The organism is Terriglobales bacterium (assembly GCA_035561515.1).
In the GTDB taxonomy this organism is placed as follows: Bacteria; Acidobacteriota; Terriglobia; order Terriglobales; family Acidobacteriaceae; genus DATMXP01.
The window spans coordinates 43,792-63,163 of record DATMXP010000037.1; the positions used below are offsets into that span (position 1 = coordinate 43,792).

At 57.4% G+C, this 19,372-nt stretch carries 19 protein-coding genes; 9 read left to right on the plus strand and 10 right to left on the minus strand.

Features of this window, described 5'->3' with window-relative positions; translation table 11 throughout:
• Positions 1–121: 121 nt before the first annotated feature.
• From VN577_16295 to VN577_16310, 4 genes are read left to right on the plus strand one after another with little or no spacing between them, the layout of a single operon-like run.
• Positions 122–787: an L-threonylcarbamoyladenylate synthase gene (locus VN577_16295; GenBank protein HWR16384.1), complete on the plus strand. Its 666-nt coding sequence runs from the start codon at positions 122–124 to the stop codon at positions 785–787.
• Positions 788–790: 3 nt separating this feature from the next.
• Positions 791–1,387, plus strand: coding sequence for a YdcF family protein (locus VN577_16300; protein ID HWR16385.1), 597 nt, complete (start codon positions 791–793; stop codon positions 1,385–1,387).
• The gene (locus VN577_16305; GenBank protein ID HWR16386.1) at positions 1,387–2,292 is read left to right on the plus strand and encodes a histone deacetylase; all 906 of its coding nucleotides are present in this window, start codon (positions 1,387–1,389) and stop codon (positions 2,290–2,292) included. The genes VN577_16300 and VN577_16305 overlap by 1 nt, the downstream gene beginning before the upstream one ends.
• Positions 2,293–2,295: 3 nt before the next feature.
• The gene (locus VN577_16310) at positions 2,296–2,691 is read left to right on the plus strand and encodes a hypothetical protein (GenBank protein HWR16387.1); all 396 of its coding nucleotides are present in this window, start codon (positions 2,296–2,298) and stop codon (positions 2,689–2,691) included.
• Here VN577_16310 and VN577_16315 read toward each other — a convergent pair.
• The gene (locus VN577_16315) at positions 2,688–3,440 is read right to left on the minus strand and encodes a DUF92 domain-containing protein (GenBank protein HWR16388.1); all 753 of its coding nucleotides are present in this window, start codon (positions 3,438–3,440) and stop codon (positions 2,688–2,690) included. The two genes, VN577_16310 and VN577_16315, sit on opposite strands and share 4 nt — an antisense overlap.
• A 63-nt stretch (positions 3,441–3,503) precedes the next feature.
• Here VN577_16315 and VN577_16320 point away from each other — a divergent pair, with 63 nt between their 5' ends.
• Positions 3,504–4,367 carry a Ku protein gene (locus tag VN577_16320; protein ID HWR16389.1) on the plus strand — a complete coding sequence of 288 codons (864 nt, stop codon included), beginning with the start codon at positions 3,504–3,506 and terminating at the stop codon, positions 4,365–4,367.
• A 138-nt stretch (positions 4,368–4,505) separates the two neighbouring features.
• Positions 4,506–5,723, plus strand: coding sequence for a YncE family protein (locus tag VN577_16325; protein HWR16390.1), 1,218 nt, complete (start codon positions 4,506–4,508; stop codon positions 5,721–5,723).
• Positions 5,724–5,791: 68 nt separating this feature from the next.
• Here VN577_16325 and VN577_16330 read toward each other — a convergent pair whose 3' ends face one another.
• The 8 genes from VN577_16330 to VN577_16365 all read right to left on the minus strand — a co-directional run bounded on the left by VN577_16330 (position 5,792) and on the right by VN577_16365 (position 13,837).
• Positions 5,792–6,274 (minus strand): chemotaxis protein CheX, encoded by a 483-nt coding sequence (locus tag VN577_16330; protein ID HWR16391.1) that lies wholly within the window; start codon positions 6,272–6,274, stop codon positions 5,792–5,794.
• A 2-nt stretch (positions 6,275–6,276) separates the two neighbouring features.
• The gene (locus VN577_16335; GenBank protein HWR16392.1) at positions 6,277–6,693 is read right to left on the minus strand and encodes a response regulator; all 417 of its coding nucleotides are present in this window, start codon (positions 6,691–6,693) and stop codon (positions 6,277–6,279) included.
• A 69-nt stretch (positions 6,694–6,762) separates the two neighbouring features.
• Complete coding sequence (locus tag VN577_16340) at positions 6,763–7,851, minus strand: chemotaxis response regulator protein-glutamate methylesterase (protein HWR16393.1); 1,089 nt, start codon at positions 7,849–7,851, stop codon at positions 6,763–6,765.
• The gene (locus VN577_16345; GenBank protein ID HWR16394.1) at positions 7,848–9,977 is read right to left on the minus strand and encodes a chemotaxis protein CheA; all 2,130 of its coding nucleotides are present in this window, start codon (positions 9,975–9,977) and stop codon (positions 7,848–7,850) included. Before VN577_16345 ends, VN577_16340 begins: the two co-directional genes overlap by 4 nt.
• A complete protein-coding gene (locus tag VN577_16350) occupies positions 9,974–10,870 on the minus strand; it encodes a CheR family methyltransferase (protein HWR16395.1) in 897 nt (298 codons plus the stop codon). Before VN577_16350 ends, VN577_16345 begins: the two co-directional genes overlap by 4 nt.
• 15 nt (positions 10,871–10,885) lie before the next feature.
• Positions 10,886–11,359, minus strand: coding sequence for a chemotaxis protein CheW (locus VN577_16355; GenBank protein ID HWR16396.1), 474 nt, complete (start codon positions 11,357–11,359; stop codon positions 10,886–10,888).
• Positions 11,360–11,371: 12 nt separating this feature from the next.
• The gene (locus tag VN577_16360) at positions 11,372–13,441 is read right to left on the minus strand and encodes a methyl-accepting chemotaxis protein (protein HWR16397.1); all 2,070 of its coding nucleotides are present in this window, start codon (positions 13,439–13,441) and stop codon (positions 11,372–11,374) included.
• A 42-nt stretch (positions 13,442–13,483) separates the two neighbouring features.
• Positions 13,484–13,837, minus strand: a complete 354-nt coding sequence (locus VN577_16365; protein HWR16398.1) for an energy transducer TonB — start codon at positions 13,835–13,837, stop codon at positions 13,484–13,486.
• Between the two features lie 320 nt (positions 13,838–14,157).
• Here VN577_16365 and VN577_16370 point away from each other — a divergent pair, with 320 nt between their 5' ends.
• From VN577_16370 to VN577_16380, 3 genes are read left to right on the plus strand one after another with little or no spacing between them, the layout of a single operon-like run.
• Entirely contained in the window at positions 14,158–16,986 is a 2,829-nt protein-coding gene (locus tag VN577_16370; protein ID HWR16399.1) for a PAS domain S-box protein, read from the plus strand.
• Positions 16,983–17,381, plus strand: a complete 399-nt coding sequence (locus tag VN577_16375) for a response regulator (protein ID HWR16400.1) — start codon at positions 16,983–16,985, stop codon at positions 17,379–17,381. The genes VN577_16370 and VN577_16375 overlap by 4 nt, the downstream gene beginning before the upstream one ends.
• Positions 17,378–18,775 carry a sigma-54 dependent transcriptional regulator gene (locus VN577_16380; protein HWR16401.1) on the plus strand — a complete coding sequence of 466 codons (1,398 nt, stop codon included), beginning with the start codon at positions 17,378–17,380 and terminating at the stop codon, positions 18,773–18,775. Before VN577_16375 ends, VN577_16380 begins: the two co-directional genes overlap by 4 nt.
• Here VN577_16380 and VN577_16385 read toward each other — a convergent pair.
• Positions 18,772–19,257 (minus strand): hypothetical protein, encoded by a 486-nt coding sequence (locus VN577_16385; GenBank protein HWR16402.1) that lies wholly within the window; start codon positions 19,255–19,257, stop codon positions 18,772–18,774. The two genes, VN577_16380 and VN577_16385, sit on opposite strands and share 4 nt — an antisense overlap.
• Positions 19,258–19,372: the final 115 nt, after the last annotated feature.

Here is a 19,372-nt window from a genome sequence, read left to right on the forward strand (position 1 = left end):
GCCAACCATCATACGCTTTGAACGCAGTGCCCCCAGCTCTCGAAAAGCGGTCGCCTTACGCCGGGGCGTTCAAAGTGATATGTTATTCTCGCCGTTTCCGCCAGGAACCCGAGAGGGCTGTTTGCACGCTGAAATCATAAAAATCAACAGCAACGAACCTGAGCCGTCATTGATCGCCTATGCAGCCGAAAAACTGCGCCAAGGCGAAGTTCTCGGGATGCCGACCGACACGTTCTACGGGCTCGCGGCCGATCCGCTGAATCTACGGGCCGTCGACCGTATTTACGACATCAAGTCCCGCTCGCGGCACAAGCCGTTGTCTCTGCTGATCGAGAGCGTCGACCAGGCGGAAGACATGGCGAAGAATCTGCCCGACGAGTTCTACGCATTGGCACGAAAGTTCTGGCCTGGCCCGCTTACATTGATCGTGAAGGCCGGCGGCCGCCTGCCGCTGAAAGTGACCGCGAATACCGGGAATGTCGCGATTCGTGTTCCCGCATCGCCGATCCCGGTTGCGATCGTCAGGCTTGCGGGGCTGCCGATCACCGCGACATCGGCAAACCTGAGCGGCGCGGCGGAATGTACGACGGCCGAAGCCGTTCGAAGCCAATTGCGTGACCGCCTGCAGGTAATTATTGATGGGGGACCTTCTCCCCGTGATATTCCTTCCACCATCGTGGATTTGAGCGGTGACTTCGGCCGCGGCTGGCAGGTGCAGCGTGAAGGTGCCATTCCGACGCAGGAGATCGCCGCAGTTCTCGGTGGTGAAGCACAGGGCGCAAGCTAGAGTTTGGGTCGCCGGAAATCCATCCTGTTGAAAGTGGCAATGCTCGCGGGCGCGGGCATTCTTCTGTACTTCATTCTTCTTGGGTTTCGCATCGTGCACGCCTCGCGCGGCGATGCCCTGCGCAAGACCGATGCGATCGTCGTTTTGGGTGCTGCAGAATATGCGGGGCGACCCTCTCCTGTCTATAAAGCGCGGCTTGACCACGCCTATGATCTCTTCCAGCAAGGACTTGCTCCCGTGGTGATTACAACCGGCGGTGCTGGACTTGATCCCATTTATACGGAAGGCGGGGTCGGGCGTGATTATCTGAGCAAGCAAGGCGTGCCAGACGTAAACCTGATTGCCGAAACTCAGGGTAACGATACCGCGGAATCGGCAGTGCGTGTCGGGACGATCCTTCACAAGAATCATATGCGTACGGTGCTCGTCGTCAGCGACGCGTACCACATATTTCGTATCAAGCGGCTTATGGCCAATGAAGGTGTGGAAGCTTTCGGCGCTCCTCGCCCGGGCTCACTGCCGAAGTCGGCATGGGGGCGTTTCAGCGGCGTGTGCAGGGAAGTGGTAAGTTACTTCGCCTGGAAGCTGGGCATTACGTAATGCCGAAGACTCTCTACTATACCGATCGTTATGTCATCCCCCTGCCCGAGGGACATCGCTTTCCCATCAAGAAATACCGGATGTTGCGGGACCTCCTGGAAACCGACCGGCGATTCGCCTTCGAACCGGCGCCGTTGGCGAAACCAGAAACAATTCAACTTGCGCACGATCCGCAATACGTTGAAGCATTCCTGAAGGGCACGCTCAACCCGCAGGCGGTCAGGAGAATCGGCTTTCCGTGGTCCGAGGGACTGGTGCAGCGCACGCTGGCTTCGGTCGGCGGGACGATCGCAGCGACACGGGAAGCCCTCGCGAATGGATGGGGCGGGAACCTTGCGGGAGGCACGCATCACGCGTTTCGGGCTGAGGGTTCCGGTTTTTGCGTGTTCAATGATATCGCTGTTGCTGCGCAGTGGGTGCGGTCGTTCGGATCAATCAAACGGGTCGCGGTTGTTGATCTCGACGTCCACCAGGGAGACGGTACGGCGCAGATTTTCCAGGATGACCCGAACGTGCTCACCCTCTCAGTGCATTGCGAAGTTAACTTTCCTTTCCGCAAACAGCAGAGCAAGATCGATATCCCGCTGGCGGAAGGCATTGCGGACACGGAGTATCTTGCCAGACTGAGTGAGGTGCTGCCGCGCGTGCTTGATTTCCGGCCCGGCGTTATCTTCTATCAGGCTGGAGTGGACGTGCTTGCATCCGATGCCCTGGGGAGACTCCAACTCACTCCTGAAGGTGTTCAGCGCCGCGATGAGGCAGTGATCGGTATGGCGCGAAAAGCTGGAGTGCCGCTGGTGATCACGATAGGCGGCGGTTACTCTCAGCCGATTGAGTTAACCGCCCAAGCTCATGCAGCAACGTTCCGAACGGCAGCCGATATCTTCGGAATCGCGGTCGATTAAAAAATGAAAGTTGCCGTTCGTATCCTCGGGATATTGTTGGCCCTATTTCTGCTCGTTGGGTCGATCGCAGATATCCTCGGACTTCTGCCGCATAGCGGACGCATGCCTTCTGCCATGTTCCGCTTTCGACTGAACTTCGTGCCGATCGTGACCGGTATTCTCTTGCTGGTGAACTATCGGAAGATAAAAGGCAGTGCGCGGAAGTTCATCTACTTCGTAACTTTCCTGGCGGTGAATCTCTGGTACTCATTGTTGGAAATGCGAATGGTGGCGGGCTTTTTCTCGGGTGCCAAGAGCTACCACGTGCTTCCCACGGCACTATTCTTTATGGCCATCCTTTGGGGTACCTTCTGGCTGGCGCTGAATCATCACTTCGGCAAAGCGCGGCGCTCCACCTAAGCTCCCACGAAGTACAGCACTAGCGCGATTACGCCAGCAAAGATCGTGCTGATCGAGTTCACGCCGTTGTTCTTCAAGGTGCCACTCCGTTCCAGGGTAGCGCCGAGCAGACTGTCCACGATGGTCCCCAGGAATCCCGCGGCCGCAGCGAGCCAAGCTACGGAAGGCGTGTAAAGACCAACCATCGCACCTATAAGTGCAATTACCAGTGCACTGACCAGGGCCGCCCCGGTTCCCGGCAGGCTGATTGCGCCATTCGTGCCGGGTTCGACCTGATTGAAACTCGTGATGAGCCTTGGCTTCGCGGATAACACCTCACCCAGTTCGCTTGAAACGGTATCGGCTGTGGCTTCGGCCAGTGATGCCACAGCGGCGACCGCGAAAGCCGGTCCGAATTTCACCGTAAGAACTGCATATCCGGCCGCTGCCCCAACGTTCGCCAGCACCTGCTTCGCATTGCGTCCGTGTTTATCTTCAGCAATCCCAAGCTGACGCTTTCGCGTGTATCCAATTCGAGTCGAGAGCCACGTCGCAGCAAAGACTCCGAAGAGCGTTACGAAACCTCCCAAACCCAGGGAGACGTAGATCAGCAAAGCCGCTACAGCACCTGCAACTGCTCCGGACGCGGTTACACCTCGGCTCACATATCCGAGCACCCCAAAGACGGCAGTCACGAGCAGGGCTGGAACCAGTCTGTCGAGAGGTTGGCTGGGGTTCAGTATTTCTAGTCCGGCGAAGATTGGCGACACAGGATTTCCCGCAGCGCATCGTAACAGCTGAGGCTTGTTGCAGCCAGAGCCACGAGGACTTGTATGGCAGCTTCGGTTTGGACCGGTTACCTGACGTTCGGACTCATCTCGATGCCCGTGCGGCTCTTCTCTGGAGCTCGCGGGACGCGTGTTTCTTTTCACATGCTGCACCGTACGGACAACGTCCGCGTAAAGCAGCAACTCATTTGCCCCGAAGAGGATGTGGTGGTGGATCGCAGTGAGATTGTGAAGGGCTACGAGTACCGGAAGGGCGAGTACGTCATCATCGAACCCGATGAGATCAAAAAGATCGAGCCGAAGACCGCCAAGGCCATGGAGATTCTGGAGTTTGTGAAATCCGATGAAGTCGATCCCATCTACTTCGAGTCTTCGTATTACCTGATGCCGGAAGAAGCGGGGCAGCGTCCTTACGCTCTGCTATCGCGGGCGCTCGAAGAAACCAACTACGTCGCGATCGCGAAGCTCACCATGCATAACCGCGAGTACACCGTTTTCCTTCGTCCTTACGAAGGCGGCATGATGCTGCACACCATGTATTACTCGGACGAGGTCCGGCAATTGGAGAATTTCGGGCGTCCCGATGTCGAGATCAAAGAGGCGGAGTTGAAAGTCGCGCACCAGTTGATCGAGGCGCTTTCAGCGGATTTTGAGCCTGAAAAGTACCACGATACCTTCGAGGACAATCTCCGTACCCTCATCAAGGCGCGCTTGGAGGGCAAGGAAGTCACGCCTGTTGCCAAGCCCAAGGTAGCCCCTGTCACCGACCTTATGGCGGCGCTGAAACAGAGCCTTGCCAGCATGGAAGGGAAGAAGAAGCCGCCGCAGCGGGTGCACGACGTGGAAGCCGCAAACCGCACACACATGAAGACCGCGGCGAAAAAGAAAGGTGGGAAGAAGGCCGCCTAACCGACCCATTCGCAACATTCCCGTCCTACCCGGGTTTTGACGAATCGTCCCGCCTGCACCTGTCCCGGGTGCTGAATGCGGGTTCAGTGCTTTACAATAGGTGGTTCAGCACTCTCTTAACCTGGAGTTGACGGCCCTGTGCCGATTCGCTTGAGAAATCCATTCCTACTGCGTTCTTACACGACTTTTGCCGCGCTGATACTTCTCCTTTCGGTCATCTTCTTGACCGGTTGCGGCGAAACTTATCGGCAGTCTTTAACGCCCATCATTCCTCCCGGAGGCGATCCACAGGCGACCCACTATGCGGTTGCCATCAGTAAGAATGGCGGTGCCGATGGTGCTGGCATGCTCGCGCAAATCAACGTTCCCGGCGACGTAAACATGGGCAACAGGCAGGTGGGGGTGGACCCGGTACACGCAAGCTTCGCGCCTGTGCAATCGCGTGTCTGGATTGTGAATCGCGGCGGCGACAGCGTGACTGCTTACGTGCCAACCGTCTTATCAGCTCCGTCTGCCACTTTGTCTCTGGAACCGAACTCCGGTGCGAGTTTCGTGGCTTCCACCCTGAACCAGGCGTTCGTCGCAGAATCGAACCTCGACAAAGTAGCGATGATCGATGCCAATCAGACAGTGGCTGTGGCTTTCGTTCCAGTGGGAGACAACCCTGTCTCGATTGCCGCCACGCAGGCTCTTGCCAAAATCTATGTCGCTAACCGCAATGACTCAACCGTGTCGGTGATCTCGACGAGCCTTCTCCAGACGACAGGTACTCCTATCCCGGTTGGTTCTGGCCCGGTTGCGACGGCAATTCAAACTAGCGGTGCGTACGTGTATGTCGCGAGCGACGCGGGGAACAGCATTTCTGTGATCGACACCAACAGCGACACAGAGATCCAGCGCGTAACCGGCCTGTCCGCTCCGAGCCAGTTGGTGTGGGACAACGGTCTGAAGCGCTTGTACGTGGTAAACAGCGGTTCAAACACTGTCAGTATTTTCAATGCATCCGCACCACAGCTTACGCTGCTGCGGACGGTGAACCTCTCGGGAGCTCCGCTTGGCATTGCCGTCCTCGACGATGGCAGCAAGTTCTATGTGCTTCGTGGCGGCAGTCCCGGACAGGTAGACGTTTACGATGCGCAGAGCTTCTTATTGCGCACCACGATTACCGTGCAGAATGATCCGGTTTCGATCGCGGCTTCGCCAGGATCCACGAAGGTCTATGTCGCAAACAGGGCAGGAGACCCCAACACCGCAAGTCTTGCGAATGGCTCCATTTCGATCATCAAGACGCTGGACGAATCGGTGATCAACATTGCGCCGGCGGGCCCGAACCCCTTCACGGTCCTGGCACAATAAGAGCATCCGGAGAAAAAAGTAGGCGAGGCAGGCGCCTCGCCTTTTTAGTTGTACTCAGGAGAATAAGATCAGTCCGCTGCGGTCTCGCCCTTCCGCCGGCGGTTATAGTGCATGGCAATATTCATGAAGACAGGGCCGCTGCTGGTTTCGAAGCACATCACGAGTGCTTCCGTATCTTCAGTACTCACCGCCCCGCGGTCTTCGGTGTGAATCTCCGGTGGCAAAACCTTGAAGTGAAATCCCTGGTCGTTGAGGACCGTGACCGCATTTCCAATCACCTGGTTTGCCAGCTCACAAATGGCTTCCGGAACCATTTCTTCGGAACAGCTTTCGTCCCCCGTCAACCTGTGAGTTACCTGCTTTGCTGCATTGGTCTCCAGGTCGAAAATCACGCGTCCTTCGATGTCGCCCGAAACCCGAACCACAGCAGCCACACCTTTGCGCAGGTAGGCACCTTCGTCCATGGTTACGTCGCCCATCGAGGTGGGAGACTGCAACGTCTGCGCGAGTACGGCATCCGCAGCGTTGATGAACGGCTGAATCAGTTCCATCCTCATTGGATTGCTCCAGCGGGTGCGCTGTTCTCCGAAGAAGCCAGCGCCGCATCGCCGAGGACGTACTTCACTACCTCGTACAGGACTTCCGCCTTCACGGGTTTCTGTACAAAATGGCGCGCGCCCTTCTGTAGTGCCGCGATGATGTTCTCCTGGTAACCCACGGACGAGACCATCACGATGCGAGCTTCCGGTGACTGGCGCACGATCCGTTCCGCTGCTTCGATGCCTTCCATCTGCGGCATCGTGATGTCCATCAATACGATGTCCGGATGCGTGCGACTGTATTCAGTGATTGCGGTACAGCCGTCGCCGGCTTCTCCGGCTACCTGTCCGCCGAACGATTCGATCATCCGCGCGAGGTTTTTGCGCGCGAAGATGGAATCATCAACGACCAGGTATCTGACCGGCCGCATGTCCTTGCTTCGAACTAGTGGGGCAAATTGCTCCATGGTTCCCTCCAGCGCGATCACAAACCGCGCCAGCTAATCTCCTGTTGCTACGACCGCTGTTTGCGGCCGGGTAGCCTGTTTCATTACTGCACAATGTGTTTGTAGCGTGTTGGCCATCGCCTCTAGCGGTATGACTCTCATCGCATGTCCGCGTTCTATTGCGACTCGCGGCATGCCAAACACCACGCAACTTTCTTCTGCCTGGGCGATGGTTATGCCACCGGCATGACGAATCGCACCCAGTCCTTCAGCGCCGTCTTCACCCATGCCCGTCATCAGCACGCCGACGGCACGCTCCTGGAATTCCGAGGCTACGCTCTGCAGCAGCACGTCAGCCGAAGGGCGATGTCCGTTGACTTTATCCCCATCGCTGAGCACCACCACATGACCCAGGGGCATATGGCGAACCTTCATATGCTTGTTGCCCGGACAAACGAGGGCGCGTCCCGCCAGCAGAAGATCGCCTGACTTCGCTTCCCGGACTTGGATCGCACAGGTTTCGTCCAAGCGCTTGGCGAACATCTCGGTAAATCCTTCCGGCATGTGCTGCACGATCAAAATCGTGCCAGGAAACTCCGCCGGTAACTGCGACAGCACGTACTGCAATGCCTGCGGACCACCGGTCGAGACGCCAATCGCAACCACTTTGGTCGGCGAATTGGCAGGCTCGGACGGCGGCTTCATCTTCTTCTTGATCTGCGGCTCTGGCAGTCGCACCAATTGGCTTTTCACCGCTGCCTTGATCTTCGCGACCAGTTCGCTGGCGATCTGGTCCATGTGCGTCGTCGGATCCTGCGGCTTGGCCACAAAGTCGAATGCCCCAAACGAGAGCGCCTTGAACGTTGCCGAGGCGCCTTCCTTTGAGTGCGCGCTGACGACAATCGTCGGCAGCGGATGTTTGCGCATGATCTTGCGTAGCGTTTCCATCCCGTCCATCCGCGGCATGTCAAGATCGAGCGTTACGACATCCGGCTTCAGATCCGGGATCTTTTCCAGCGCGAATGATCCGTCCATGGCGGTTCCCACAACTTGAATCGAGCCTTCGCGCTCGATCATCTGCGGGATCAGCTTCCGCATCAGCGCGGAATCATCCACCACCAGGACTCGGATGGGTTTCTTCATACGGCAGCACCCATGGATGCGGCTCGGGCGACCGGAACGGGTGCAACGGGAATGCGTGCGTAAGCAACACGGTCCACCAGCACGGGAACGTTCAGGATTAACACCACCGTCCCGTCTCCGAGGATGCTTGCGCCGCTTACCAGCTCCGTTGCGACCAATTGGTCGTCCATGGCCTTGATGACTAACTCGTCCTCGCCGACTAGCTTGTCTACGATGAGTCCGAATTTTCGGTCTCCCATCGCGACCACTACTACGAAAAACTTGCTGATCGAATTCTCCCGGGCCTCCGGCATCAACCGGCTCAATCGAGCGAGAGTGATTACCTCGTCACGAATGCGCAGTACCTCGCAGTTATCCACGCGATGGATCTGGTCGTGACTTGCGCGTGTGATCTCCACCACGGAGTTCAGCGGTACCGCATAGAGTTGGTCGCCCGAGGAGAACAACAATGCCTTGATGATGGCCAGGGTTAGTGGCAACGTCAGCCGGAAGGTGGTGCCTCGTCCCGGCGTGCTGATGATCTGGATCGATCCTTTCAGCCGTGCTACCACGCTGCGGACCACGTCCATGCCTACGCCACGTCCGGATAATTCCGTGATTTCATCACTCGTGCTGAAGCCCGATTCAAAGATAAGCTCCAGTTTCTGATGGTCCGACATCGTGGCGATCTGGTCGGCCGTAGCAATGCCACGTTGGACTGCTTTCTCCGCAATCTTGTCAGCGGAGATTCCCCGGCCGTCGTCCGCCACCTCGATCACCACGTGATTCGCCTGGTGATATGCACTGAGCTTCAGGAATCCTTGCGGAGGTTTGCCGGCAGCTACTCGCTCTTCCGGCGATTCAATGCCATGGTCAACTGCATTCCGCACCAGGTGCGTCAAAGGCTCGGCAAGCTGGTCGAGAATGCCTTTGTCCAGATCGGTCTCCTGCCCGACCATCACCAGCTCGGCATCCTTCCCGCACTGCTTTGCGGTGTCACGCAGCACTCGTGGAAACCGACGGAACAATTGCTCAACCGGCACCATGCGAATCTTCATCACTGACCGCTGCAGCGCGTTCAGCACCTGCGCCTGTTTCGACATCGCGTCCACAAAACGGACCTTCAGTGGATCCTTGGGGAACCGCTTTCCGAACTCATGGATCGACTGGTAAAGCATCGACTTGCCGATAATGAGTTCGCCCACCAGGTTCATCACCGCATCGATTCGGTCGGCATCCACGCGCAGCGTGTTCTCGACCGGCTGAGCTTCCTTGGCTTTGGCAGGACGTTGTGCCGCTTCGACAACAGCCTCTTCTAAATCCGGAACTGCAGGGGAAGCGACTGGCGTGTGTGTGGCCGCGATGCCGAGCACATCCGCATCAGCATCTACGTGAGTGGCGGACTCCTGAACGGGAGGCGTCCACTGGTTCACGACGATGCCATCCACCACGGTTGGGATCGCGCACTTCTTCTCGATCTCGGCCTTGGAAACGGACGTCGCGAGCGCTACTTCAATCACGTCAAGCGTGCCGTCTACCGGAATGTGTTCAGGGTGCCGTGCGAGTACTCTTCCGAGCAAAGGGAACGCGTTCAGAATCACCTGCACCGCCGCCGCCCTCATCGGAGAGTTGCGGTCCATCGACACGGCGACACAGTAGACCACCTCGCCTGCTTCGACGGCGTTCTTCATTGCGAGCCGGTCGTATTCGGTCCAGGAGAACTCCGGCACAAACTTCTTAGCCGCCGTGCTTCCCCCGGGCGCCTTGAGCAGCTTGGAAATCATCGTCCGCAGCGGGTCAGCTTTGGGAGGCTGCATGTTTCCGCGGTACGCAGCCAGCAGCGCGTCGAACATATCGGCAGCGCTCAAGACCACTTCCGCGAGTCCTGTACCCGCGGACGCAGCCAGTTCCGGCGTCAGTACGTCTTCCAGCTCGTGCGCAAGCTCACTCAGCTCACGGAACCCACACGCCGCGGAATCGCCCTTCAATGTGTGAACGGTCCTGCGAATTCCACGCACGATTTCCGCGTCTCCTGGAGCTTTTTCCAGGTCCAGGCCCTGGTCGTTCAGCGCTTGCAGTAATTCCTGTGCGCTCTCGAAAAACAGTTCGCGTAATTCCGCTGCCCGTTCTTCTGAGAAGAAGTTCACAACTCCACCTCGATCTTCTGGTACGCGGTACCGTTATTCTGGTGAATCATCCGGAACCGGTCGGTGAGTCCAAATAGGCTTTCTGCATGTCCGACGAATAGATATCCGTCCTGATTCAAGCAGCGATAGAACTTCTCGATTAAGCGTTTCTGCTCCGCCTCGTCGAAATAGATCATCACGTTCCGGCAGAAAATGAAGTCATTCCGCTGCGGGAGGAATTCTGTTTTCAGGTTATGGAAATCGAAGTGGACCAGGTCGCGTACCGCTCGTTTCACCTGGTAATGGTCACCAAGTTTGTCGAAGTAGCGCAGCCGGTACATATAGTCCACCGGCTCCATCTGGTTTTCGGAATAAAGCCCTTCTTGCGCCGTCCGCAAAGCCGAATAGCTGATGTCCGAAGCCAGCACTTCCACCCGCCACGGAGGCGGGATCAGCGGCTTCGGAACCGGCATGTCAAACGGCAGAGGGTTGCGAAGATAGTAGTAAGCCAGTGCGTCCGCGATCTGCATCGCGAGCGTATACGGCTCTTGCCCCGTAGAACAGCCTGCACTCCACACTCGCAATGTCCAGTCGCGACGTTCCTGCTTGCGGCGGAGCATCTCTTCCAGCGTTGTCTTCTGGAAAAGCTCCAACTGCGGCTTGTTGCGGAAGAAGCTGGTTTCGTTGACGGTCAGGATTTCAAGCAGGGAAGTCAGTTCCGCCTTGCCTTCACGGCTGGTGAGCAGGCGGTAGTAGCTATAGAAGGAGTCGAGCCGGCAGGCTTTCAGGCGGCGCTGCAAACGGTCCTGCAGGAAGTGTGCGCGCCGCTCGTCAAAGTACATCCCACATTCGTGGTAGACGAGTGTCTGCAACAACTTCAGCTCAGGCTCGGTGATGGGTATGGACGTTGCCATTCCTGCTCGCTTGTCTTACTGCACTGCCATGTTTTCCGCAATCGTGCTTGCTTTCTGTAACTCGCCGCGCTTCAGCACCCGTTGCAGATCGACCAGGATGATCAGCCGGTTCTTCAACTTGCCCACGCCAGTCACGTACGTTTCGCTCTCGTCTTTCATGACTCTCGGAGGCGGTTCGATCTCGGAGTGCGGAATGCGCATTACCTCCGACGCCGAATCAACAATTAGCCCGACCAGCTTGCCTTCGGAATCCACCACGATGACCCGGTTCTTTTTGTCCGTCGATGTGTGTTGTTCTCCAAAGCGCTTGCGCAGGTCAACCACCGAAACGATCTTGCCGCGAAGGTTGATCACCCCTTCGACGAACTCCGGCGAATCGGGCACCGACGTGATCTCCGGCACGCGCACGATCTCATGCACGCACGTGATGGGAACCCCAAAGGTTTCCGCTCCTACCCGAAAGCCGACTATGTGCAGGTCGCTGCTCATGTTTAACTCCGGCTATACCCTTGCCACGCCGTAGGCGTTCTCGAACGAACCGTTGCCGTTTCCGTTCCCGTTGCCACTTCCATTACCGTAGCTGTAGCCGTTCGACTTGCCGTAGCCATTGCCGTTATCCCCTCGGCCGTAAGCAGGCGGCGCGGCCGGCACTCGGCTGCTGTTTGCATCGATCGAGAATCGGTCCATGCTGTCGATCAGCACGCGAGACATTTTCGACATCTGTTCGGCAGAAGCTGCCAGTTCGGTCGAGCCGGACGTGAAACGCTGAATCAGTTCGCGCATGCGTTCCATCGCCATCACGACCGCCTGCGCTCCCGACGCCTGCTCTTCCACCGCCGAGTTGATCTCGTGGGTCAGTTCGTTCAATCGGGTTGTTGCTTTGGCAATCTGTGAAGATCCATGCGACTGCTCGTTTGTCGCTGCGCCGATTTCCTGCGCGAACTTGTAAACCTCGGTTACGACGTTCGAGATCTTTTTCAACGCGCCGTTCAAGTCGGTGCCGAGAGTCAGTCCTTCGTCCACGATCGTGGTGCTCTTCTGCATGTTCTCGACCGCGCGACGAGCTTCTTTCTGAATGCTTTGGATAAGCTCTGAAATTTCCTTGGTGCTGGCGGCCGACTTCTCCGCCAATTTGCGAACTTCTTCCGCAACCACCGCGAATCCGAGCCCGTGTTCTCCGGCGCGGGCCGCTTCGATGGCGGCGTTCAGTGCCAGCAGGTTAGTTTGCTCGGCCAGGTCGTCGATGACTTCGATGATCTTGCCAATGTCGTCTGCCCTCGTTCCCAGGACGTCGATGATCTCTGACGAAGACTGAATCGAGGTGTTGATGCGTCCCAGACCGTCGGTCGTCTTCTGCATCGTGGAAATGCCGGCTTGCACTTCTTCGCGTGATCTCTGCGATATGTCGAGCAGCACCTTGGCCGTGTCGGCCACGCGCTGGATCGACGCCACCATTTCGTCGATGGACGATGATGTCTCGCTGACGCTGGAAGACTGCATCTGCGTGCTTTTCACCATGTTCTGCACGTTCACGCTCATCTCGTGCATCGTGCTGGTGACTTCGTCGATGGACGAGGAGGCCTGTACGCTGAGCTTGGCGGATTCTTCGGATGCGCTCGCGACCTGGTTCGAACCACTCGATACCTGCGACGCGCTGTCGCGGACCGCACTCACCAGCGAACGAAGCCCTTCGATCATGCGGGTAAACGCGATTGCCAGGGTGTCTCGCTGCGAACGGGGGCGAACCTGCACGGTTAAATCGCCGCGCGCGATGGCCTCGGATACCTGTGACATCTCGCGCAAATAACCGACCATCGTGCTGAAGGTCTTGGCCAGTACTCCGATTTCGTCGTTCTGTCGAATGTCGATCTGGTGCTCAAGGTCGCCGGTCTCGCCGATCTCACGTGCTACGCCGATCAGACGGTCCAGAGGATTGAGAATGGCGTTGGTTGTGCGGTAAGCGATGAAGCTGCCGACCCCCAGCGCCAACGCTGCGCCGAGGATGGCCACCAGCATGGTCACGGTGCTCGCTGTCGCGTCTTCCTTACGCTGGTCGCTCAAGTCTTGATCGATGAAGCGTTCTAGTTCATCGACATGCGTGGTCGACTTTGATGTCCAAACTACCGGGTCAAGCTGGAGATACTGAATTTGCAGTTCGCCAACCGTGGCGTTGCCCGAATCAACTTGCTTGCGCTTCTCGATCAACGGACGCGCAAAATTGTTCTCCCAATCCCGCTCGGAATCGCTCAGTTTCGAAAGAGAGTTTTTTTGCTGGTCGGTTTGTGCCTGCTGGCCTGCTTTCGAGATTGCTTCCCGCAGCTTCGCAAGCCCATCCGTCAGGGAATTCACTTCGTTGTTCGAACCACTGAGCAGGTAATTGCTCAGTTGCTGCCGGTTCTGCATCATCTGGAACCGGATCCCCTCCACTTCCTGCGAGAAATCGAATGCGTGCTGCGTCGCATTGCGAGCCGAGTGTTCACGCTGAACCGCGGCGATGTTGATCAGGCACAGGAACACCACTACCAGGAGAACGAGTCCAAAATTTAAGTACAGCTTTCTTCGTATGCTCATTGCACTGCTCCACCGGTTGTCCCGGGAACAGAATTCGTTTGTTTACCTGTCGTTACCGTTGCTGAACTGAAACTCCACCACCTGCGTGGTGTCGTTTGAGGCTGGTTCGTAGCGCCACTTCTTAACTGCGCTGACGGCCGACTCCACCAGTAAGGGGTGTCCGCCAATCACCTTTGTGTCCTTCACCGACCCGTTTGCTGCAATTACCACTTCCACCTTCACAACACCGCTCAGGTTCATCCGCTTCGCTAGATCGGGGTAGACGGGCGAGACCTTTGTCTTCACCTTTCGTCCGCCATCGTCGATGGCAGTGGCTGCTGAGACTCCCAGCGATAATCCAAGTAGTCCAAGAATGAGAGTTATTGAGAACCAATGTTTAAATTTACGGGTTAACACGCTGACCCTCCCGGTCACACTGCGGGCTTACGCATTTGAGTTATGTGCAACCCCTTTGCCATGCCGATGACTCATCGATAGTTTTTGTAAGTTACTGAGGTACAAACAGTTATGGTGAACGGGAGGACGTCTCAGGCCAGGTGTTTTCGTCTCAAACCCTGTTCTTGTGGCTCATTTCATCTCACGCTGAGACAGACACCTTAGTCGGCTCGCGGTTACCTCAAGGGCAACTTGAGGTTCAATTAGCCTTGACTCAAATTGAGATTGCAGAGTACCTTGCACTTTCCCGCAGTTGGTCCCGCAATGCTGCGCAACCACTCATGAGCGTAGAGACGAACAACACCGCAGACGCGCAGCAGAACCGTGCTGAAGAGCTTCAGCAGTTGCTCGATATCACTTCTGAACTGGGAACCCTCGGCGATCTCGACGAGTTTCTTCAGAAGTTCGTCGTCCGCGCAGCTCAGTTTTTAGGCTTCCGTCGAGCGTTTATAGCCATCGCCGATCAGGGCAGGTTTGACATCCGTTGGGTTGCCGAAAATAACGCTGCTAAGGCATTGCACGCGCAGTTACCTGATCCCGGGGCGAAGCGGTTGGTCTCGAGTTCTGAACCGGTCTTCGGCGATAACTTCAATCAACTCATATCTGCCGACTCTCAGTTCAGCCTGCAAATCGAACGCTTCCTGTCTGTGCCGCTCCTGGCTTCCGACCGTTCTCCTCTGGGGATTCTGGCCGTCTACGACCGCGATGCCGGCCAAGTCTCACAAGAAGACATCCGCCGGGCCAAAGCGCTAGGGGCCGAGGTCGCTGTCGTTCTCGAAGCGACACAGAACCTGCATCTGGCCAAAGTGAACCGCGAGCGCGCCGAAAGCCTGATGAATCTGGCCCTAGAGCTAAATTCGTCACTTCGGTTGCCACAATTTGTCAGAAGCTTTACCCAACGTGCTGCCGACATGTTGAATTCCCGGGCCGCAGTCCTGGCGCTGGCTCAGCGGTCTGTCCTCGAGACGGTGCTGGTTCACGACCCCCAGAACGTTCCTGATAAAGGCCTGCTTCGACGGCTGAACTCGGCCATGACGGAACTTGCGGCCAATCATACTGAGGCTATCGCTACCGGAACGGCCGCTTCACTTATTGGGCAGTCCATCGCAACAGCGCTTAACTGGCAGAACCTTACCGTGGCCCGCCTCCGTAGTGGCGATGGCGAACTCATCGGGCTTCTCTGCCTTGTCGACCCGAGCCAACCCCTGGGCGAAGGCGATCGCAACCTTCTTCATGCGCTCGCTGCCCACGCGTCCGTTGCCCTGGAGAACGCCCGCCTGTTCACCCGCATGGACCAGGCGAACCGGCATTGGGTCGAAATTTTCGATTCCATCACCGACTTCATCGTCGTTCACGACGAAAGCAATCGTGTACTCCGTGTAAACCGCACGCTGGCAGACTTCATCGGCGTTCGTCCGTCGGAGCTAATCGGGGTCAGCATGCGCGCGCTGGTCGCCATGGCCAGTGACAACAGCGGCCAGCCATGCCCGTTCTGCCGCGTTGGACTCGACGGTGCCGACGAATACATCCATCCCGTGCTTGAGCGGACGTACCTGGTATCCACCTCGCGCATCCACGGCGCCCTGAACGAGGCCTTCCAGACCATCCACGTGCTGAAGGACATTACGGATCGCCGCGAAGCCGAGCGCCGCTATCGCGAACTGTTCGACACGATCCAGGAAGGACTTTTCTTTTCGACCCCGGACGGCCGGTTCATCGAAGTCAACGACGCCCTTGTCCGCATGCTCGGTTATGAAAGCCGCGAGCAGTTGCTGCAGGTCGATATACCGAGAGCGCTCTATATGTCTCCCGGCCAGCGGGAGACCTTCCAGAGCGCCATTGAAGGCGAAGGTATGCTGCGGAATTACGAGGAGGCCTTGCTCAAGCGTGATGGATCCATCATCCATACGCTCCAGAACGCCTTTGCGGTGCGCGACTCTCAGGGCAAAATTATTCAGTACCGCGGTCTGATCCTCGATATCACCGAGCAGAAGAACTATCAGGCTGAACTCCAGCGACAGCGCGACTTCAACAACAAGATCCTGAACAATACGCAAAGCATGATCCTGGTGGCCGACACCGCCGGGCTGGTCAGCTATGCGAACAAGCGGTGTTACGAAGCAGGTGGCTATACACAGTCCGAACTTCTAGGCCGCCGTTTGTCCGAGTTGGTTGCGCCGGGCCGACGGGAACTGCTCCAGGAAGCGCTCGAAACCACCATCCGCGGCCTTCAGGTCGACAATCTCGAACTGCCCATTGTTCTCGGCCGTGGCCGCGTCGGTCAGTTCGCCGTGAACCTCAGTCCGATGCGCGACGAATCCGGGCAGGTCGCGTCGATCGTGGTCGTGATGACCGATATCACGGACGCTGCCATGCTCCAGGCGAAGTTAGTCCACACGGAAAAGATGGCCGCCGTCGGCCAACTCGTCTCGGGCGTTGCACACGAGGTAAACAACCCGCTCACGGCGATCCTTGGATTCGCCGATCTGCTCATCGATCATCCGGACGTGCCGGAATTTGCCAAGTCCGATCTGCGGGTCATCCTGGAAGAAGCACAGCGCACTAAGCAGATTGTGCAAAACCTGCTTAGCTTTGCGCGCCAAATGCCGCCGCAGCGCAAGCCGGTGCAAATCAACGGCATCCTTCGCCAGACTCTCGCCCTGCGTGCCTACGACTTCGCCAATCACGGTGTGAAAATCGTGGAGCGTTTCAGCCCGAAAGTGCGCGAGGTCGTCGGCGATTCTCACCAATTACAGCAGGTGTTCCTGAATATTCTCAACAATGCCTACGACGCTGTCCGCGAGGCTGATCATCCCGGCCAGATCGTCATAGAGACCAGCGAGCACGACGGGATGGCGGAAGTGGTCTTCCGCGATAACGGCCCCGGTATTCTCTACCCCGAGCGTATCTTCGATCCATTCTTCACTACCAAGGAAGTCGGGAAGGGAACGGGCCTCGGGCTGAGCATCTGCTACGGCATCATCCGTGAGCATCAAGGCGAGATCACGTGCCGCAATAACCCGGACGAGCCAGGTGCCATGTTTGTGGTCCGGTTGCCGCTCGCCGCGGATGAAGCCATCGCTGCGTATGCGGCGGGAGCAAACGCATGAACCCTGCAACGGCGCCGCAAAAACTGCCTGTCCTGCTGATCGAGGACGAAGCGGCTGTCATGTCGTTTGTGAAAGCGGCATTGGAGCGTGCTGGCTACAGCATTGTCACCGCAGCTTCCGGCGTCGAGGCACTCCCACTACTCGAGGACGGAGACTTTCTCGGGGTGGTTAGTGACATGCGTACACCGGGCGGCGTGGACGGAGCGGATGTCCATGCTTGGCTTGCAAGCAACCGGCCCAACCTGGTGTCGAAGCTCATCTTTATTACTGGGGACATCGTCAACGAGGAAACGGCGCAAACGCTGGCAAAGACCGGCGCACCCTGCGTGGAGAAGCCGTTCCGTATTCAACAACTCTTGGAAGTCGTAAAAAAGGTAATGGGGAGTCCGCGATGACGGACGATTTTAGAGTACGTTTTCTTATCGTCGACGACGAGCAAAGTATCCGTCGTCTCTGCATGACAATTGGGGCTTCGCTCGGTTTTGACGTTGCCGAGGCCGAAAGCGCCGAAGCTGCACTGGCGTATCTTGAAACCGATTCTCCCGACGTCGTTCTTGTGGACCGCATGCTCCCGGCGATGTCCGGTGACGAGTTCCTAAAGCAGGCCAAACAGATGTTGCCCCGCACCGAATTCGCCATGATCACCGGTCATGGTTCGATCGAGTCGGCTGTCGAAGCCATGCGCCTTGGTGCCTACGACTACATCACGAAGCCGTTCGGTGCCGGACAACTCAAGCTCCTGCTTCAACGCATGAAGGAGAAAGTTCGCCTCGTTGCCGAGAACGAATACCTGAAACAGGTCGTCTCAAACGAGATGGAACTGAACGTTATTGACGGTTCCTCGGCGAAGATTCAGGACATCCTGCGAATGATCTCGCGCCTGAAGGACACCCGCACGCCTGTGCTGATCATGGGTGAGAGCGGAACCGGCAAAGAGTTGGTTGCGCGCGCCATTCACTTCCGCGGATCGTTGGCGAAGCGCCCCTTTGTCGCCGTCGATTGCGGATCCCTCGTTCCGACGTTGATCGAGAGTGAACTGTTCGGATACGAGAAGGGTGCCTTCACGGGAGCACTGAAAACGAAGCAGGGACTTTTCGCATCCGCGAACGGTGGGACGATTTTCCTCGACGAAATTGGCGAGCTACCGCTTGAAATGCAGGCCAAGCTCCTGCGCGTATTACAGGAAAAAGAAATCCGCCCAGTCGGTTCGAACGACAAAATCAAGATCGACGTGCGGATCGTCGCAGCGACCAACCGGGACCTGGAAGCTGCGTACAAAGCTGGCACGTTCAGGAAAGACCTCTACTTCAGACTCAATGTCGTCACCATCCAGATCCCGGCCCTTCGAGAGCGTAAGTCCGATATTCCCGCACTTGTGCAATCTTTCCTTACTCGTTATGCTCCGGACGAAAAAATTCAGCTCACGGCCGGTGTAATGAACTGCCTGCTGCAATATGATTGGCCCGGCAACGTCCGCGAGCTTGAAAACTGCATCGAGCGAGCGATTGCCTTGGGCAATCACAAGCTCATCGATATTCCTGACCTGCCGCCCGCAATTGCTTCCGCGGCGCCGGCGGGTATTGGTATTGCGCAGGTTGCTACGAGCAACACCGGCAACCTCGAAGACCTTGAGCGGGAAACCATTCGCCGAGTCTTCGAGCAGTGCAAGGGAGACAAGGTGCTGGCGGGGAAGACGCTTGGCATCAGCCGCGCTACGCTCTACCGCAAACTCAAGCGGTACAACATCGAGCCGGGTTCACCGCAAGCGATGGGCGTCGGCGCCAGCTAGCGAACAGATCTCTGGGCGACCGTTGCGTTCGTGATGGGCGCCCACTTTCTTATCGCGAGGGCGATCGGCAAGCCCACAAAGAACAGATGTCCGACCGGGCCTGAGATCAGTGATGCCCAGGTGAACCGCCCCTGTTGCGCCCGCGATAATGGAACCACCACGTAGTGCATAAACAGGAAGACGAACTCTCCGTAAAGCATTCCGAACAATACCGCGCGTTGTACGAGGAAAGTCAGCTTCCTGCTCGCAAGGTAGTAGACCGTCGCTGCCGTGAAGGCGATGGTGAAATGGAATCCCAGCCCAAGCAGCGCGGTGCTCCATCCACCGTCGAAGGCGGCACGTCCAAGTGCGCCGCTGGCGACGGATTGCAGGATTCGGATGGGCTTCACGCCGCGGATACCCCAGGCGACCATCGCTGAACTGATATCGAGGATCCCGCACCAAAAGCCGCCCCAGAAGATTGCCTTCAATGGACTTGCCATTCCACCCCTCCGCTGGTCGGAGAGTGTAACGTACTTGGGCTTCGGCGAGGAGGCGAACTGTTACGGAGCTACAGCCGAGTGCCTTGAAATGGGCGAAACCCAAATTGGGCCTCCG

Bases quoted from the DNA above. Each gene is read 5' to 3' on its own strand.
- VN577_16305 (HWR16386.1), top strand. From the start codon at position 1,387: ATGCCGAAGACTCTCTACTATACCGATCGTTATGTCATCCCCCTGCCC.
- VN577_16310 (HWR16387.1), top strand. From the start codon at position 2,296: ATGAAAGTTGCCGTTCGTATCCTCGGGATATTGTTGGCCCTATTTCTG.
- VN577_16320 (HWR16389.1), top strand. From the start codon at position 3,504: ATGGCAGCTTCGGTTTGGACCGGTTACCTGACGTTCGGACTCATCTCG.
- VN577_16330 (HWR16391.1), bottom strand. From the start codon at position 6,274: ATGGAACTGATTCAGCCGTTCATCAACGCTGCGGATGCCGTACTCGCG.
- VN577_16335 (HWR16392.1), bottom strand. From the start codon at position 6,693: ATGCGGCCGGTCAGATACCTGGTCGTTGATGATTCCATCTTCGCGCGC.
- VN577_16340 (HWR16393.1), bottom strand. From the start codon at position 7,851: ATGAAGAAACCCATCCGAGTCCTGGTGGTGGATGATTCCGCGCTGATG.
- VN577_16350 (HWR16395.1), bottom strand. From the start codon at position 10,870: ATGGCAACGTCCATACCCATCACCGAGCCTGAGCTGAAGTTGTTGCAG.
- VN577_16355 (HWR16396.1), bottom strand. From the start codon at position 11,359: ATGAGCAGCGACCTGCACATAGTCGGCTTTCGGGTAGGAGCGGAAACC.
- VN577_16360 (HWR16397.1), bottom strand. From the start codon at position 13,441: ATGAGCATACGAAGAAAGCTGTACTTAAATTTTGGACTCGTTCTCCTG.
- VN577_16370 (HWR16399.1), top strand. From the start codon at position 14,158: ATGAGCGTAGAGACGAACAACACCGCAGACGCGCAGCAGAACCGTGCT.
- VN577_16375 (HWR16400.1), top strand. From the start codon at position 16,983: ATGAACCCTGCAACGGCGCCGCAAAAACTGCCTGTCCTGCTGATCGAG.
- VN577_16380 (HWR16401.1), top strand. From the start codon at position 17,378: ATGACGGACGATTTTAGAGTACGTTTTCTTATCGTCGACGACGAGCAA.
- VN577_16385 (HWR16402.1), bottom strand. From the start codon at position 19,257: ATGGCAAGTCCATTGAAGGCAATCTTCTGGGGCGGCTTTTGGTGCGGG.